The 16,334-nt window shown below is 40.2% G+C and carries 15 protein-coding genes; 3 read left to right on the forward strand and 12 right to left on the reverse strand.

All coding sequences use genetic code 11. From position 1 onward, the window contains the following. Positions 1-300 precede the first annotated feature (300 nt). A complete protein-coding gene (locus tag AAEZ18_RS04110; RefSeq protein ID WP_011329296.1) occupies positions 301-2,436 on the forward strand; it encodes a S8 family peptidase in 2,136 nt (711 codons plus the stop codon). 70 nt (positions 2,437-2,506) lie between these two features. Here the strand turns inward: AAEZ18_RS04110 and AAEZ18_RS04115 are convergent, their stop codons facing one another. From AAEZ18_RS04115 to rplU, 7 genes are all read right to left on the reverse strand, one after another. Further along, positions 2,507-2,980: a peroxiredoxin gene (locus AAEZ18_RS04115; RefSeq protein ID WP_086997685.1), complete on the reverse strand. Its 474-nt coding sequence runs from the start codon at positions 2,978-2,980 to the stop codon at positions 2,507-2,509. 92 nt (positions 2,981-3,072) lie between these two features. After that, complete coding sequence (locus tag AAEZ18_RS04120; RefSeq protein WP_089368779.1) at positions 3,073-4,998, reverse strand: methyl-accepting chemotaxis protein; 1,926 nt, start codon at positions 4,996-4,998, stop codon at positions 3,073-3,075. A 382-nt stretch (positions 4,999-5,380) separates the two neighbouring features. After that, positions 5,381-5,758, reverse strand: coding sequence for a DUF3718 domain-containing protein (locus tag AAEZ18_RS04125; RefSeq protein WP_011329299.1), 378 nt, complete (start codon positions 5,756-5,758; stop codon positions 5,381-5,383). Between the two features lie 79 nt (positions 5,759-5,837). Then, a complete protein-coding gene (gene folA / locus AAEZ18_RS04130) occupies positions 5,838-6,329 on the reverse strand; it encodes a type 3 dihydrofolate reductase (RefSeq protein WP_172459222.1) in 492 nt (163 codons plus the stop codon). 73 nt (positions 6,330-6,402) lie between these two features. Further along, entirely contained in the window at positions 6,403-7,560 is a 1,158-nt protein-coding gene (cgtA, locus tag AAEZ18_RS04135) for an Obg family GTPase CgtA (protein WP_011329301.1), read from the reverse strand. Between the two features lie 230 nt (positions 7,561-7,790). Continuing rightward, positions 7,791-8,048: a 50S ribosomal protein L27 gene (gene rpmA / locus AAEZ18_RS04140; RefSeq protein WP_002957747.1), complete on the reverse strand. Its 258-nt coding sequence runs from the start codon at positions 8,046-8,048 to the stop codon at positions 7,791-7,793. Positions 8,049-8,064: 16 nt separating this feature from the next. Next, positions 8,065-8,376, reverse strand: coding sequence for a 50S ribosomal protein L21 (gene rplU / locus AAEZ18_RS04145; RefSeq protein WP_006794538.1), 312 nt, complete (start codon positions 8,374-8,376; stop codon positions 8,065-8,067). Between the two features lie 422 nt (positions 8,377-8,798). Between rplU and ispB the strand changes: the two genes are divergently transcribed. Then, on the forward strand, positions 8,799-9,770 hold the full coding sequence (gene ispB / locus AAEZ18_RS04150) for an octaprenyl diphosphate synthase (RefSeq protein WP_011329302.1): 972 nt from the start codon (positions 8,799-8,801) through the stop codon (positions 9,768-9,770). Between the two features lie 103 nt (positions 9,771-9,873). Here the strand turns inward: ispB and mdh are convergent, their stop codons facing one another. Further along, a complete protein-coding gene (mdh, locus tag AAEZ18_RS04155) occupies positions 9,874-10,806 on the reverse strand; it encodes a malate dehydrogenase (RefSeq protein WP_011329303.1) in 933 nt (310 codons plus the stop codon). A gap of 226 nt (positions 10,807-11,032) precedes the next feature. On the opposite strand from mdh, the gene argR reads away from it, so the two are divergent. Further along, entirely contained in the window at positions 11,033-11,500 is a 468-nt protein-coding gene (gene argR, locus AAEZ18_RS04160) for a transcriptional regulator ArgR (RefSeq protein WP_041454781.1), read from the forward strand. 15 nt (positions 11,501-11,515) lie between these two features. On the opposite strand, the gene AAEZ18_RS04165 is transcribed toward argR, so the two are convergent. The 4 genes from AAEZ18_RS04165 to AAEZ18_RS04180 are packed head-to-tail and all read right to left on the reverse strand — an operon-like array spanning position 11,516 to position 16,152. Continuing rightward, the gene (locus AAEZ18_RS04165; protein ID WP_011329305.1) at positions 11,516-12,415 is read right to left on the reverse strand and encodes a Dyp-type peroxidase; all 900 of its coding nucleotides are present in this window, start codon (positions 12,413-12,415) and stop codon (positions 11,516-11,518) included. A gap of 50 nt (positions 12,416-12,465) precedes the next feature. After that, a complete protein-coding gene (locus AAEZ18_RS04170; RefSeq protein ID WP_086997672.1) occupies positions 12,466-13,515 on the reverse strand; it encodes an ABC transporter ATP-binding protein in 1,050 nt (349 codons plus the stop codon). Beyond that, positions 13,516-15,147: an ABC transporter permease gene (locus tag AAEZ18_RS04175; protein ID WP_350549978.1), complete on the reverse strand. Its 1,632-nt coding sequence runs from the start codon at positions 15,145-15,147 to the stop codon at positions 13,516-13,518. It lies immediately after the preceding gene. Next, on the reverse strand, positions 15,148-16,152 hold the full coding sequence (locus AAEZ18_RS04180; RefSeq protein WP_089368781.1) for a Fe(3+) ABC transporter substrate-binding protein: 1,005 nt from the start codon (positions 16,150-16,152) through the stop codon (positions 15,148-15,150). It lies immediately after the preceding gene. Between the last annotated feature and the right edge of the window lie 182 nt (positions 16,153-16,334).

Genomic DNA, 16,334 nt, shown 5'->3' on the forward strand with positions numbered 1-16,334 from the left:
TTAATTTTTTTTGATTATAACAAAATTTATGCACCGGCTGGACATCGAATTGATTATTTTCAATTGCACAACAAATAAAAATAAAAGTATTAATACTCAAATTTAAAACTAGTTACTTATGCTTATATTTATAAATATAAAAAGTACAAAGTAACTACAAACCCGCTAATAACAAGGTTATAACCAAATGAAAGAAGCTAATAAGTAATTAATCTTTCAATTAATTTAACAGATCATTTACCTTTGTACCCACTTCGTGGATTTGTGCTACGAAATAACAAATAAAAACTAAGGATAATCATGACAACAGGTAAATCATTTAAAAAGTGTGCAATAGCCTTTACTATCAGCTCACTATTTGCTGCAACATCGAGTATTGCAACTCCTGCACAAGCAATTGCACCATCAATGGCAGAAACAACAGCTAAATTACAAAATCAAACTGGTTTTGAAACACAATTCATTATTAAATATAAAAATAACACTAATGATTTAGCTAGCTTTGCAGCTACAGACACAGATGTAAGCCAATCAAATATGCAAAATAAAGCGCAGAGCTTTGTTAAAAATTACACCTCTAAAAAAGGCAAAGTAAAAGCGAAGTATATTCGTGCCATGGCACTTAATAATCACCATGTAATGCGTGCAAGTAAAAAGCTAAATGCACAAGAAGCACAGCAATTTATGCAAGAAATGCTTGAATCTGGCAACGTTGAGTACATTGAAGTCGATCAAATGCTGCAACCGTTTGCAACGCCTAATGATCCACGATTTGACGACCAATGGCATTATTATGAACAAGCTGGCGGCTTAAACTTACCTACCGCATGGGATACAGCCACTGGTAGCGGTGTTGTTGTTGCAGTACTCGATACAGGCTATCGCCCTCATGTTGATTTAAACGCTAATATTTTACCCGGTTACGATATGATCTCGAATTTATCGGTGGCTAATGATGGCAATGGTCGCGATAGCGATGCCCGCGATCCGGGCGATGCGGTTGCTGCCAATGAATGTGGTACTAACGGTGCACAAAACTCTAGCTGGCACGGTACACATGTAGCGGGTACTGTTGCTGCAGTTACTAATAATGGTGAGGGTGTTGCTGGGGTTGCTTACGGCGCCAAAGTAGTGCCTGTACGTGTACTAGGTAAGTGCGGCGGTTTAACCTCTGATATTGCTGATGGTATTATTTGGGCTTCTGGTGGCAATGTATCTGGGCTACCGGCAAATGCCAATCCTGCAGATGTAATAAATATGAGCTTAGGGGGCAGTGGCTCATGTAGCTCTACAACACAAAGTGCTATTAACACCGCACGTAATAACGGCACAGTAGTGGTAATTGCTGCCGGTAACGATAACGATAACTCAGCAAACTATAACCCAGGCAACTGTAATGGCGTGGTAAATGTAGCCTCGGTTGGCCGTAATGGCGGTCGTGCTTATTACTCTAATTACGGTAGTAATATTGATGTTGCCGCACCGGGTGGTGCGCAAAGTTTTGCTAACGATTCTGAAGGTGTTTTATCCACTTATAACGCCGGTTCGTCAACCCCTTCTAGTGATAGCTACGGTTTTTCGCAGGGTACATCAATGGCAGCCCCCCATGTTGCTGGCGTAGCGGCACTGATAAAACAAGCAAAGCCGAATGCTACTCCCGATGAAATCGAAAATATTTTAAAAACAACCACCCGCTCGTTCCCAGCCACATGTACTAGCTGTGGTACCGGTATTGTTGATGCAGCAGCTGCCGTAGCTGCTGCAAGTGGTGGCACTGCACCACCACCAAGTGGTAATGAACTTCTTGATGGCGAAACTCAAACCGGTTTAAGCGGCGCAACTAACTCAGAAACATTTTATACAATGACAGTGCCCAGTGGCGCAACTAATGTCACTTTCACTATGAGTGGAGGCACTGGTGATGCCGATTTATACGTGCGCTCTGGCAGTAAGCCAACAACCTCTACATACGATTGCCGCCCTTACAAAAGTGGTAACAACGAAGAGTGCTCAATCGATAACCCTACATCAGGTACGTATCATGTGATGCTACGAGGTTATTCTGCCTATTCTGGGATCAGCTTAACTGGTAATATTACAGCAGCTTCGGGCGGGGGCTCAGGCACACCTCAAGCTGGTGGTGGCACTGTAAGCGATGTGAGTGCTAATGCAGGTCAATGGAAGCATTACACACTAGACGTGCCAGCAGGTATGGCTACATTTACAGTAACAACAAGCGGTGGCACAGGCGATGCTGATTTGTTTGTTAAGTTTGGCAGTCAGCCCACGACATCGAGTTACGATTGTCGTCCATATAAAAATGGTAATGCCGAAACCTGTACTTTCTCAAGCCCACAAGCGGGTACGTGGCACTTAAGTGTTAACGCGTATAAAACCTTCTCGGGCTTAACAATTAGCGGGCAATATCAGCCTTAATAAGCAATAATTGCAAAAAGCCGATGTTGCATCAACATCGGCTTTTGTATTTTCAAATCGCTAATTTATTCTATAGCTTTTCTAAAACAGCAGCAGCACGACTAACCACAAATTCTTTTTCTTGCTCTACAAATAAACCGGTTACTACACTATTTTCCACGATCATTGCGTAACGCTTTGAACGCACACCGCCAAACCCTGCCGTATTCATATCAAGGCCTAATGCTTTGGTAAAGCTCGCATCGCCGTCTGCCAGCATGGCTATTTCTTGTGCATTTTGTGATGCCCCCCATGCTTTCATAACAAACGCATCGTTTACCGATACACAATAAATTGCATCAACGCCCTTTGCTTTTATTTTATCTGCCAGAGTAATAAACTCAGGTAAGTGTGCATTTGAACAGGTAGGTGTAAACGCACCGGGGACTGCAAACAATACAACTTTTTTATCTGCAAATAATTCACTGTTAGTCAGTGTTTGCATACCATCGTCGGTTAACTGGCTTAGCGTAACCGAGGGAATAGTTTGACCTTGTACAATCATTATAAATCCTTCATTTTATAAAATAAAACCAGCATACAGCTTAGCACATAGAATTTAGAGCATGATATAAGATGAGCGCTAAAGCTAATTTATTACAACCCCAGGCCCCCTTTAATCGAATGAATTTGTTGTTGTAGCTGATGTCGTATATCATCCACCAACGAGCTCGACTCACTTACTTGCCCCTTCATTTCAGCCATTGACTGACTAAAGTTATCTAATAAATTGCTTTGCTGCTTAGCAAGCTTCATCGCCTCAAACGCTACTTTATTAGCATTTTTTGCATTACTTGCCACCGCTTCCGAATTTAACTTAAGTTCTTGGGCATTTTGCGTTTGCGATTGAGCACCTTGGGTTAATGCTGTTATTTGCGTAGCAACTAGCCGTGAGTTTTCACTCAGTATGGTGAGCTGCCCATTTATCTCGCTCAGCGAGCCTTGCGTTTGCAGTGCCAATTGCCTAACTTCATCTGCCACTACTGCAAAGCCGCGACCATGCTCACCTGCCCTAGCTGATTCTATTGCTGCATTTAGCGCAAGTAAGTTGGTTTGATCTGCAATATTACGTATTACTTCTATAATTTTACTTACGCCTTCAACACCATTAAGTAGCTCTTGTAAGCTTTGTATACTGCGTTCAACCCGTGCCTGTGTATCGGCACTCGCACTTAACATACTTTGCGCAAATCCTAAGCTTTGTTCCATGGCACTAAAGGTACTTTGTGCGTTATCAGCTACTTGTGTATTAATATCATTAACTTGCTCTCCAATCTGCTGAATATCGGTTAGTAAATACTGATTTTGTTCCACTTGCCCATAACTCGTAGTAGTTTGTTGCTCAATCGTCTGTAAGTGTTTACTCATTTGCTGCATAAAAGCATTCACTACTTTTAGCATTTGCGCTCGCTCTTGTGCTTCTATGCGCTGGCGTTCAATTAGCTGATTAAAGTATTGGGCTATTTCCCCAACTTCAGTTTTTGGGTTATTACTGACAATATTTTTAAACTCATTCGTTTCAATTAAAAATGCAAACCCGTCGCGCAACCGTCGAAGAGGATTAAGTACCAGATTACGCTGAACAATATAAACACCGCCAGCAAGTATAACGAGTCCACTAATAGCAACACAAAACACCCAAAATACTTGCTGCTTTAAATTATCTTGTTGTGTTTTTAGTGCTTGCTCTGCATTTATCACTGTTTTAGATAAATTACTAAGCTGCGTGCGCAATTCATCGGCCCCCGTCTGTCGTTGTTGTGCCTGAGTTAATGTACTGGTTAAATCCCGAGGATAGCGATTTGGCCAACTACTTAATTCTGATTTAATATCAGTGGCTAAATCTTCACTTTGCTCGTCAATAAATAAACTATACTCATCTACTTTATCCATCACACCTAAGTTTGGTAGCTGCTCTATTTTTGCTGCTAATACATTTAAATTTTTCACGCTTTGTTGCAAGCTCTGCTCTACACTCTGCTGATAATCTAGCACCAGTTGATAACTAAATAATGATAAGTTAATCACTTCACTATAATACTCATTGGCCAATTTATAATAACTAAGCGTGTTGTTACTATTATCCGAAGCTGAGCGCGCATAATTAATTAACGAGGATGCCGAACCAGCCATTTGCCTTAGCGCATTATCAAGTAAAGCCGTTTCGTTACCAGAGAGCTTACCCAAGGCTCTATATTTACCGTTTATATCATTATTTAGAGTAATTAACTGCTCAGTAAGTTGTGATTTAAGAGCTGCTGGTAATAGCGTTAACTGTTTTTGCTCTACTTGCGAGATTAAACTTGAGGCTTGTGTTAAGTATTGGCTATCGCCTTGTGCTAAGTAATTACTTAGATAGCTCGCTAGATCAACCATAATCGTATTTTTAAGCTGTCTATATGCACTGTCTTGCTGCTCTAGTTTTAGTAAAGTTTGACTGGCCCAAAGTAGAGTCATAGCTAATAAAACACTCGCGAGAGTTAACAAAACAGCCAGTAAGCGGGTAAATGTAGAGGCGCGCATAAATAAATCCCTAAAATCATATGCGCGTAGAATATTGACTATTTATGACAGTTTAATGGCAAATACGACTAATCGTATTAAATTCATGAGCTGTCAAAGCAACAACAAGAATGTTAACCCAAATAAAAACAATGAGTTATTTTTTGTGGCTATTCCTAGATTCCTTTAACTTCAGCACCTATAGAGTCGGCTATAAGTTCATTTCAACACAATAAGTAAGTTAATAAGTAAAAAGGGTTATGTTTTTAATAAGGTTGGCGTTTGTGTTAAAAGGGGGGGATTACAATACTAAAATAGTGCTGTGTTATTTAAAATTATTTATAAAAATATAGGCATAAAAAAACCACGTATAAAACGTGGTTTAATCGTATTTATTGTAAAATTAAAGACCTGCGCGCTCTTTAATTATAGTAATTAAGGGCGATCCTGAATGACCGTTCGATTCAGCCCATGATATATCAGCACCATCTTCTAGCGAGCTTTTAGATAAGTTTTTTACTATATATTCACCGCTGTCTAATGCATTACTTGCCACTGCATGACGCAATAAATTATTGCCGTTACAAAATACTGCGTCGTATATATTACGAACTTTCACTCGTGAGCTTTTAAGCTTACTACGTAAACGATTTTTATCATCCGCTGCAATATACTCACAGATAGAAATCGCTAACTGATCATCTGCTTGTGCAGGGGCAGTATATACAAACGAACCGGCTGCAAGCGCAGTAATAACAACTAGCTTTGATAACTTAATCATGGAAAACCCTTTTTATAATACTTTATTCCTATTGGATTAGTTAATATTGTACCAATATGCTCAGTATTTCGCAATAATGTTAAGGGTTTTTATATAAAGTTACAAACTTATGACTATATTGATTTTTTTCATCCGCAGCCATTTGTATTTCATCTTTAACCTGCCAGGTTGCCACTTTTTCGTAATCAGGAAACTGAGTGTCACCTTCAACATCTAAGTCTATAAAGGTTAAATAAAGTCTTTGTGCACTTTCTAAAAATTGTTGATAAATATTTCCACCACCAATGATCATCACCTCTTCCACATCAGCAACTAAATTTAACGCGGCCTCTGGCGTTGTAACAATTTCTATTCCAGTTGCTTGATACTGGCTATTACGGGTAATAATAATATTACGACGCCCAGGTAAAGGCCGTCCAATAGACTCAAATGTTTTGCGCCCCATAATCACAGGTTTACCTGTGGTTACTTTTTTAAAATGCTGTAAGTCTCCAGGTAAATGCCAAGGCATTGTATTATTAAGGCCAATTACACGGTTATTTGCCATTGCAGCAATCATTGAAATTATCACACTAATTATCCAGTATTTATTATTAAACAAAGAAAAAGGAGCATAAGCTCCTTTTATATGTAATTAATTATAATTAACGCTCGTACACAACTTCTACGTCGTAATCATCTTCATTCCACTCATCCCAATCATCATCATCGTCGCTCTTTTTAGCGGCTTTTTGATGATAGGTGTCCCACTTAAACTCAACCTCTTCGTCTGTAGTTTCAACGAATTTCTCTTTTGGCATGCTTTCAAGCAATGTCATTACGTCATGAATTAGTGGTTGAGTATTTGATTTATTAATAGCAGAAATACTGTAAATATTTTCAGTTTCGCCTAGCTCTTGTGCAATTTTTTCACATAAAGCTTTTGCTTCGTCAGCTGGTAATAAATCTATTTTATTAAATACCAACCAGCGCGGTTTTTCTGCTAATTTAGGACTGTACTGATGTAACTCATTAACAATCGCAAATGCATTATCAACTGGATTTGAGCCATCAACTGGCATTACATCAATAATATGCAGTAATATTCTACAGCGCTCTAGGTGTTTCAAAAATTGAATACCTAAACCAGCACCATCCGATGCGCCTTCAATTAAGCCTGGTATATCAGCGATAACAAATGATTTATTAGCTTCAGGACGGACCACACCTAAATTTGGAATAAGCGTCGTAAATGGGTAATCTGCTACTTTTGGTTTTGCTGCCGATACACTACGGATAAAGGTAGACTTACCTGCATTTGGCAAACCTAATAAGCCTACATCTGCTAGTAACAATAACTCTAGTTTAAGGTTGCGTACTTCGCCTTCTGTCCCTAAGGTTTTTTGACGCGGAGCACGGTTTGTACTTGATTTAAAACGCGCATTTCCTAAGCCATGGAAACCGCCTTTTGCCACCAAAATCTTTTGGCCATGTTGGGTTAAATCCCCTAATCCCTCTTGCGTATCAACGTCCATAATACGTGTACCTACAGGCACCATAATAATTAAATCGTCAGACTTTTTACCAGTACAGTTACGGCTGCGGCCATTAGTACCGCGATCTGCTCTATGGAAGCGTTCAAATTGGTAATCAATTAAGGTATTTAAGTTTTCATCCGCTTGTAGATAAACACTACCACCGTCACCACCGTCACCACCGTCAGGCCCACCTTCTGGGATATATTTTTCACGACGGAAAGACACGATACCGGCGCCACCGTCTCCAGCTTCTACGCGAATTTCTACTTCATCTACAAACTTCATGATTACTCACTTTAGGGATTGGCTTGTTAATAACACTATTATATACCCAAGCCAACTTAATACCAATTGGCATAAATATTTGAACCATTTTACGAATTAGATCGCTCTATAACTTCGTTAAAGAGCCCGCTACTTAAACCCATAGGTATAATTGCAGGCTTGGGTATATATTGTAAAATAATGAAAACAAAAAACCCCGCAAAGGCGGGGTTTTTTAACTATCTTACTGATTACTCAGTTACGATAGTTACGTATTTACGGTTTAAAGGACCTTTTTGTTCAAACTGAACTTTACCATCTGCTTTTGCGAAGATAGTGTGGTCTTTACCGATACCTACGTTTGTACCAGGGTGGAAACGAGTTCCACGCTGACGAACAATGATGCTACCCGCTAGAACTGATTCGCCACCAAAACGCTTAACACCTAGGCGTTTGCTTTCTGAATCGCGACCGTTACGAGTACTACCAGCTGCTTTTTTATGTGCCATTTCTAAGTACCTCTAATTAAGCGCTAATGCCAGTGATTTTAACTTCTGTGAACCATTGACGATGGCCCATTTGCTTACGAGAATGCTTACGGCGTCTAAATTTAACAACCTTAATCTTCTCACCGCGACCATGTGAAACAACCTCAGCTGTTATCTTACCACCGTTTACGAACGGTACACCAATCTCGATTTTCTCACCATCAGCAACTAAAAGTACTGAATCAAATTCTACTGCTGCACCAGTTTCAACGTCTAATTTTTCAAGACGAATCGTTTGACCTTCAGTCACACGATGCTGTTTACCACCACTTTGGAAAACCGCGTACATAATTAACTCCGTCTGTGCGCCCTCAAATCGACGCAACTAAAATATTCTTCGATAGGGCGCGAAGTTTACGCTACGGCGTAATAACTAGCAAGCCTATTTTGTAATTAAAATGAATAAAAAGTAGCTGCATTGAGAGCAATTCAATATTTCCCCTATTTTATATTAAATAGCCCTTTTGCCAAGCGCTTTTTCACGATTAGTGAAAATAATTTGCCTTAGCTAAACACACACTACAACGGATAATAAATAAACATAAATTACAGCACACTTTGTACGCTAATTAATCAGCTATCTCTCGTATTTAAGTGCTAATTAGCGATGTTAACCGTGTTTTTTCAGGGAATCGTCACAAAATATCGAGCTAGTGCTTTTTTTGTTGTACAATCTGCGCCGTTCACACATAAAAATTGGCTCGGAGATCAATGGATATAAAAGCTATCCAGGCGTTAATCGAAAACGATATGAATGACGTCAATCAACTTATACATGCGCAAATGCGCTCAGATGTGGCGTTAGTTAACCAACTTGGCTTGTATATTGTAAACAGTGGCGGCAAGCGCGTGCGCCCAATGTTGGCAATACTAGCGGCCAGAGCATTGGGTTATCAGGGTAAAGATCATATTACACTTGCAACTATTGTTGAGTTTATTCATACCGCAACACTATTACATGATGATGTTGTTGATGAATCTAACTTACGCCGAGGCACGCCTACAGCAAATGCTGAGTTTGGTAATGCTGCCAGCGTATTAGTGGGCGACTTTATTTACACTCGTTCATTTCAGCTTATGGTTGGCCTTGGTAAAATGCAGGTAATGCAAGTGCTTGCAGATGCAACTAACATTATTGCTGAAGGTGAAGTATTACAGTTAATGAACTGTAATGACCCCGACACCACTGAAGCGAGTTATATGCAGGTTATTTACTCTAAAACCGCTAAGCTATTTGAAGCCGCGACAGGCCTTGCGGCCATTATTACTGAGCAAAACCAAGCCACGCTTGATGCGCTTAACCTATACGGCATGCATTTAGGTACTGCGTTTCAGCTCGTTGATGACGTACTTGATTACAACGCAGATGCAGATCAATTAGGTAAAAATATTGGTGATGATTTAGCCGAAGGGAAACCAACTCTGCCGCTTATTTATGCAATGCAACATGGTAATGAGCAGCAAACACAGCTGATCCGTGACGCTATAGAGCACAGTAATGGCATGGATCATCTTGAAGAAATTTTAGCGGCACTTAAACAAACCAATGCGCTTGAATTTACGATGCAAAAGGCCGAACTTGAAGCCGACAAAGCCATTGCTTGCTTAGACTTTTTAGCTGAGTCTGAATATAAACAAGCACTTGTGAGCCTTGCCCGTATTGCAGTTGATCGCGATCACTAACTTTACTGCCTTTATGTGTAGCTAACCTGGGTGCAGGTTAGCTAAATTCCGAGCAATAAAAAAGCCTGCAAACGCAGGCTTTTTTGTCACTTGATTTTGGCTATTACGCCATGAAATCAACACCTTCTTTGATGTCTTTTTTCAGTGTTTCAAGCATGTCATTTTTTGCTTTTGTTTCAAATGCGCTTAGTTCGCCGTAAGAAAGAATTTCTTCTACGCCGTTTTTACCTAAACGTACTGGGTGTGCAAAGTACTCCGCATCGCCATTTTCAACAGCAACGTACGCGTAATCTACAACGTCTTCACCTTGTAGGCCTTTAACTAAAGACATACAAAAACGAGCTGCTGCTGCACCCATTGATAAAGTAGCTGAACCGCCACCCGCTTTAGCATTTACAACTTCAGTACCCGCATTTTGGATACGTGGAGTAAGTGCTGCAACTTCTTCATCTGTAAAGCTCACGCCTTCAACTTGAGAAAGTAGAGGTAAAATAGTAGTACCTGAGTGGCCACCAATTACAGGAACTTTAACAGTTGCTACGTCTACGCCTTTAAGTTCAGCAACAAATGCTTCTGAACGAATAACGTCAAGCGTAGTAATACCGAATACGCGTTTAGCGTCGTAAGTACCAGCTTTTTTAAATACTTCAGCAACAATTGGTACAGTGCCGTTTACTGGGTTAGTAATAATACCTACTAACGCTTTAGGACAACTTGCAACTATGCCTTCTGCTAACGTTTTGATGATGCCAGCATTTACATTAAATAAATCTGCACGATCCATACCTGGCTTACGTGGCATGCCAGCAGGAATAAGTACGATATCAGCATCTTTAAGCGCTTCATTTAACGCATCAGCGCCAAAGCCAGCTACTTTAACCGCTGTAGGGATATGAGATAGATCAACCGCAACACCTGGAACTACTGGTGCAACATCATATAGTGATAATTCAGAACCAGCTGGTAAGCCTGTTTTTAATAATAAAGACAACGCTTGACCGATACCGCCTGCAGCACCTAATACAGCAACTTTCATTGGAATTCTCCGTGATTTGAGGTAGGAAATATTTATGGCTCTAAGATAAAGAAATTAGCGACTAAAAACAAATTTATCCTGCCTATTTTCGTAATATTTTAGACCATAGTTGTAAAAACATTTGGCCTGAATACAGTAAACTGGCAAGTTAAATAAACAACTGCTGCATAATTATTCGTTTTTGTGTAGAATTTGCGGCATGGATAATAAAAAGCAAATAAAAACTATGCAACCACAAGACAAACAGGAAGCGTTAGTAAAAGCATTTAAAGCGCTTTTAAAAGAAGAAAACTTTGGTTCTCAAGGCGATATAGTAGATTCGTTAAAAGAGCAAGGTTTTGACAATATAAGCCAAAGTAAAGTGTCGCGCATGCTTAGTAAGTTTGGCGCGGTACGAACGCGCAATGCCAAACAAGAAATGGTGTATTGCTTGCCAGCAGAAATGGGCGTACCCACAGCAAAAAGCCCGTTGCGCCAGCTTGTTATTGATATAATGCATAACGAAATGATGATTATTATCCGTACCAGTCCAGGCGCGGCTCAGCTTATTGCGCGTTTACTTGACTCATTAGGTAAAGCCGATGGCGTGTTAGGTACTATAGCTGGCGACGACACTATTTTTATTGCCCCAGCTAAAATATCTGAAATAGACTTAACCCTAGAGCGGGTACGTATTTTATTTGATACGGTTTAGTATTTAAAACATGCGTTATAACTGTTTTAAAAACCCAACTGACGGTGCAAAAAACGCAGACCCCATATCGGCTTGAGTAAAATCAAGCCAATGATCATAGCACTCCCCCTCACCTAAACGACTTTTTAATACCTGTTCAAATGCGGTTCCACTGGCCGAGCAAGTAATTGACAGCATTCCTTGCTCGTAAACATCGCCATAAGGCATGCCTTGATTAAGTAATATTGGCTGGCCTTGCTCATCTTTTAATTCACTGCGTTGTGCATGGCTGGTTTCAAGCGCTGGGGCTATAAGAGTGTTGTCTAAGCGAGTGCGACCTATTATTTGCTCTTGCTCATCTAGCGATAGATGCTGCCATACACTTAGATCGTGCTTATAACGTTGCACATGAATATAACTGCCTTGATCCTCAAAGCTACCTGGTTTATTTATTAACGCCGTTGCCCGCTTTTGTCGGCCATGCGGCATTTTGCCACCATAAATAAAACCATTGAAATCGCGACCATCTAAAAATCTAAAATTACGAATTTGTTCCACCAGCTCTACGTCTGGTGCAAATAACTTTAAAATTTGCAGTGCAAATAAATGATTGACGTCTTCGCGGTCTGAACGTATTTGCACAAACAAATCACACGGCTGCACGCTCATTGCGTGTTCATTATGATTTATATTAGGAAAGCTTTGTAGTTCACTGGGGATATACTCTGGCAAAATATGCGGCCAATACTGTGCACCAATAGCCACCATACAAGAAAGCATAGATTCAGAAAACTGATCGCTAAACTCTTCCTCAATAGCGCTTACTTGCTTGAGCTTTGTACGTAATGACTCATCTTGGCCATCAAACACATTAAAAAATAAATGCAAACCGTGTAAGTTTGCTTCAGCACAAATCCCTGATTGCGCTTGTGCCATTGTTATTCCTTAGCTTATAAATAGATAAACACAGCGAATAACAAATTAATTTATGATTCGAAAAAATTCACCGTGTGGGGTTTTATTTTTATTATAACCTGCTCATTTTGAACAAATGACTGGCCATATTGCGCTGCAACTTCTATTTCTTGTTGTGCAATAACTACAGTGTAAACATAAGCCGAACCAATAAAACGACTGCTTAATATGGTGGCGCGTTCACTATGGCTATCTTTTTTATTGTCGCTCATTAGCTCTATTTGATGAGGACGCACATATATTTTTCCTATATTAGCCTGGTGCTGGTGCGCAATAACCGACTCAACTAGGCCAAAAGCGGTTTTATATTCAGTTGCTGTTAACACTTCTGCGCTTAAGTATATGCCCTGACCCAGAAACTCTGCAACCTCCTTTGAGCTTGGTTTAGCAAAAAGCTGTTCTGGGGTGCCCTGCTGAGCTATTTTACCCTGGTGCATAATAGCCAGCGTGTCTGCAAATGCAAAAGCCTCTTCCTTTGAGTGGGTAACAAATACTGCCGACACTTGTTGAGTTTTAATTATGCGGCGAATATCGGCAATTAATTCAAAGCGTACTTGAGTGTCTATATTCGAAAACGGCTCATCAAGTAATAGTAAACTTGGTTTGTAAGCAAGTGCACGCGCAATCGCCACGCGCTGTTGTTGCCCACCCGATAACTGATGCGGATACCTGTCGGCGCAGCCAACTAAATGCACCAGCTTAAGCATTTCATCAACGCGCTGTTGCTTTTGCTCTTTACTCATTTTACTTAAGCCAAAAGCAATATTATGTGCCACGGTTAAATGCGGGAATAACGCATAATCTTGAAACATCATGCCAATATTACGATGCTCTGGCGAGATAAATGTATTGGCGTTACTCACCAGCTTACCATCGATAAACACGCTTCCTTGTTGCGTTTCTATTAGCCCTGCAATTGCTTTTAAGGTGGTGGTTTTACCACAACCACTGGCACCTAACAAACACACTATTTCGTTTTTACCTATGGTTAAATTTAGCTCGTGAATAACCTTAGTACCGTTATATTGATAGCTCACGCCTTGTAAAATCAAACTACTCATTTAACTACGTTGCTCCATAGAACGGTTAATAAAATACAGAGGGATAAATCCAACCAGCACAATAAATAATGCCGATATAGAAGCCAGCTCTAATTGCTCATCACTCACATACTGAAACACATGCGTAGCTAAGCTTTCAAAATTAAACGGCCTAAGTAACAAAGCCGTAGGTAGCTCTTTCATGCATTCAATAAACACCAGCAAAGCCGCAGTAAGCAACCCGCGTCTAAGTAGGGGTAAATGCACCAAACGTAACGTATGGCCTTGGCTTTTGCCCATAGATTGGCTAGCCATGTCGAGAGAGGGGCTAATGCGTAAAAAGCTCGACTCAATCGCGCCATGTGCTACTGCGTAAAAACGCACTACATAAGCAAAAATAATGGTAAATACACTGCCAGTGAGTAACAAGCCTATATTTAAGTCGTATGGCTCAAGCACACGGTTTACAGTATTTTCTAACAGCGTAAGCGGTAATAGCACCGCAATAGCCAGTACTGTTCCTGGTAAAGCGTAGCCGGTGCTAGCTAATCGCCCCGGAATAAGTGGATAATTTTGCTTGGCTATACGTTGATAAAACACCACTAATACACTAAGTAACAGCGTTACTACGCTTACTACTATAGCTACCTTTAAACTTTGCCACGCATAGCTAAAAAACTCACTACTCCATGCTTGATCAAAATAAACAATGGCGTACTTTATTAACACAGTGATAGGTATAACAAAGGCAACAATTAAAATCACACTGCAAAATAGCGTTGCCAGCCAAGCCGACTTGCCTTTTAATATATAAAGCGCTTCACTATTTATACCCGACTGACGCTCAAACACCGCTTGATTACGGCGACTAAAGCGCTCCGTCATTAAGGCTAAAAACAATAGTAATAACATCACGCCCGATATTTTAGCTGCAGCGGTTAACGAGTAATAACCAAACCAAGTATCGTATACGGCAGTGGTTAAGGTGCTTACAGCAAAGTAGCTTACTGTGGCAAAGTCAGCCATGGTTTCCATACTAATTAGCGCTAGCGCAGCTACAATTGCGCCGCGCGATAACACTAAGCTCACCCTAAAAAAACTCTGCCACGACGACAGCCCCATTAACTGGCTAGCCTGTACTAACTTAAAAGACTGCTCACGCAAGGCTGTTTTAAAAATTAAATATAAATAGGGATAAAGCACCAGTGCAAGCATTACAATAGCGCCGGGCAAAGTGCGTATATCAAAAAACCAGTAATCATCCGGCGATTGCCACCCAAACCAGTCTCTGAGAGTATTTTGTACTGGGCCTGCGTAATCAAGCAAGTCGGTATAAACATAGGCAATAATATAGGTAGGCATAGCCAGTGGCAGCATTAACGCCCATTCAAACTGTTTTTTACCCGGGAACTGGCAATAAGCGGTTAGCCAGCCAAGTGGTAAGGCAATAGCACAGCTTAGTACACACACACCTAAAATAAGTAATACGGTATTAGAAATGTAATCCCACAGCACTGTATCCCAAAGATGCGAAAACACCTCTGAGTTACCTTGTAGAGATTCAAATAGCAGAAAAAACAATGGGGTCGACAGTAATAATCCTGTCGACCATGCAAAAAGCTGCCATTTAGACAGCTGAAATTTATAAGTCATTTAAAGATCGAATTTCACCTCATCAATTAGCCTTAACGCTAACGGACGATATTTACTAATTTCATCAAGTGGTAAGCTATCTTCTTTAAAGCTTCCCCAAGATGCAACTAAACTTGATAATTCTACGCCTAGCTTAACCGGATATTCCATATTAATTGAAGCGTACATGTTTTGCGCTTTATTGTCGGTCATATACTCTAGGAGTTTCAAGGCATTTTCAGGGTTTTTAGCGTATTTTGTAATAACTGCACCCGACACATTTATATGCGAGCCGCGATTGATTTGGTTCGGAAAGTTAATATTTACCGCTTGTGCCCATTCTTTTTGGGTTTCATCTTGCAGCATTTTACCTAAATAGTAACTATTGCCAAATGCAAGATCGCACAAACCTTCTTTTACTGCTTTTACTTGCGCTCTATCGTTACCTTGTGGTTTACGCGCTAAATTTGCTTTAACCCCCTCAAGCCATACTTTGGTATCTGCTTCACCATGGTGTGCAATCATTGATGCAACTAAACCCAAATTATACGGATGTTTACCAGAGCGAGTACATATTTGCCCTTTATATTTTGGATCTGCCAAATCTTCATAAGTCAGCTCAGGTAGCGCGCCCACACGCTCTTTTGACGAGTAAACATTACGTACTCGCTTAGTAAGTGCCACCCACTGGCCGTCGCCATCACGAAATGCCGCAGGCACATTGTTATTAATTGCTTCGCTACTAATAGTTTGCGTTAAATCTAAATCTTCAAGTTGGATTAAGGCGCTAAAATTAGACGTTAATACTAAATCGGCTTTGCTGTGTTTACCTTCGCGCTTAACGCGCTCTATTAAGCCTTTATTAGCAAACACTACATTTGTTTTAATACCAGTTTGTTTGGTAAAGTCATCTAAAATTGGTTTTATTAAAAAAGGCTGTCGAAAAGAATAAATATTAACGGACTCAGTTGCAAAAACGGGTGCCGACACAGCCAAACCAACTACAATTGCGAATACTTTTTTCATATTTCCCACCTGAATAATAACTATTATCAATAATTCTACCGTGCCTTACCCAAAAGTGCACACTTTATATAATCTGATCCTGTTAAAATCGCTAAAATAGAAAACCAACGTAAGACATATCCTACAAACGTGACAGCCAATGATGAAAACACAACATGGAAAACCATAACAAACAAAGTAAC

The organism is Pseudoalteromonas sp. 19-MNA-CIBAN-0066 (assembly GCF_040308705.1).
GTDB classification, from domain to species: Bacteria; Pseudomonadota; Gammaproteobacteria; order Enterobacterales; family Alteromonadaceae; genus Pseudoalteromonas; species Pseudoalteromonas nigrifaciens.

What these genes read in the sequence shown, in the direction of transcription:
- AAEZ18_RS04110 (WP_011329296.1), top strand. Translation starts at nt 301, where the DNA reads ATGACAACAGGTAAATCATTTAAAAAGTGTGCAATAGCCTTTACTATC.
- AAEZ18_RS04115 (WP_086997685.1), bottom strand. Translation starts at nt 2,980, where the DNA reads ATGATTGTACAAGGTCAAACTATTCCCTCGGTTACGCTAAGCCAGTTA.
- AAEZ18_RS04120 (WP_089368779.1), bottom strand. Translation starts at nt 4,998, where the DNA reads ATGCGCGCCTCTACATTTACCCGCTTACTGGCTGTTTTGTTAACTCTC.
- AAEZ18_RS04125 (WP_011329299.1), bottom strand. Translation starts at nt 5,758, where the DNA reads ATGATTAAGTTATCAAAGCTAGTTGTTATTACTGCGCTTGCAGCCGGT.
- cgtA (WP_011329301.1), bottom strand. Translation starts at nt 7,560, where the DNA reads ATGAAGTTTGTAGATGAAGTAGAAATTCGCGTAGAAGCTGGAGACGGT.
- rpmA (WP_002957747.1), bottom strand. Translation starts at nt 8,048, where the DNA reads ATGGCACATAAAAAAGCAGCTGGTAGTACTCGTAACGGTCGCGATTCA.
- rplU (WP_006794538.1), bottom strand. Translation starts at nt 8,376, where the DNA reads ATGTACGCGGTTTTCCAAAGTGGTGGTAAACAGCATCGTGTGACTGAA.
- ispB (WP_011329302.1), top strand. Translation starts at nt 8,799, where the DNA reads ATGGATATAAAAGCTATCCAGGCGTTAATCGAAAACGATATGAATGAC.
- mdh (WP_011329303.1), bottom strand. Translation starts at nt 10,806, where the DNA reads ATGAAAGTTGCTGTATTAGGTGCTGCAGGCGGTATCGGTCAAGCGTTG.
- argR (WP_041454781.1), top strand. Translation starts at nt 11,033, where the DNA reads ATGCAACCACAAGACAAACAGGAAGCGTTAGTAAAAGCATTTAAAGCG.
- AAEZ18_RS04165 (WP_011329305.1), bottom strand. Translation starts at nt 12,415, where the DNA reads ATGGCACAAGCGCAATCAGGGATTTGTGCTGAAGCAAACTTACACGGT.
- AAEZ18_RS04170 (WP_086997672.1), bottom strand. Translation starts at nt 13,515, where the DNA reads ATGAGTAGTTTGATTTTACAAGGCGTGAGCTATCAATATAACGGTACT.
- AAEZ18_RS04175 (WP_350549978.1), bottom strand. Translation starts at nt 15,147, where the DNA reads ATGACTTATAAATTTCAGCTGTCTAAATGGCAGCTTTTTGCATGGTCG.
- AAEZ18_RS04180 (WP_089368781.1), bottom strand. Translation starts at nt 16,152, where the DNA reads ATGAAAAAAGTATTCGCAATTGTAGTTGGTTTGGCTGTGTCGGCACCC.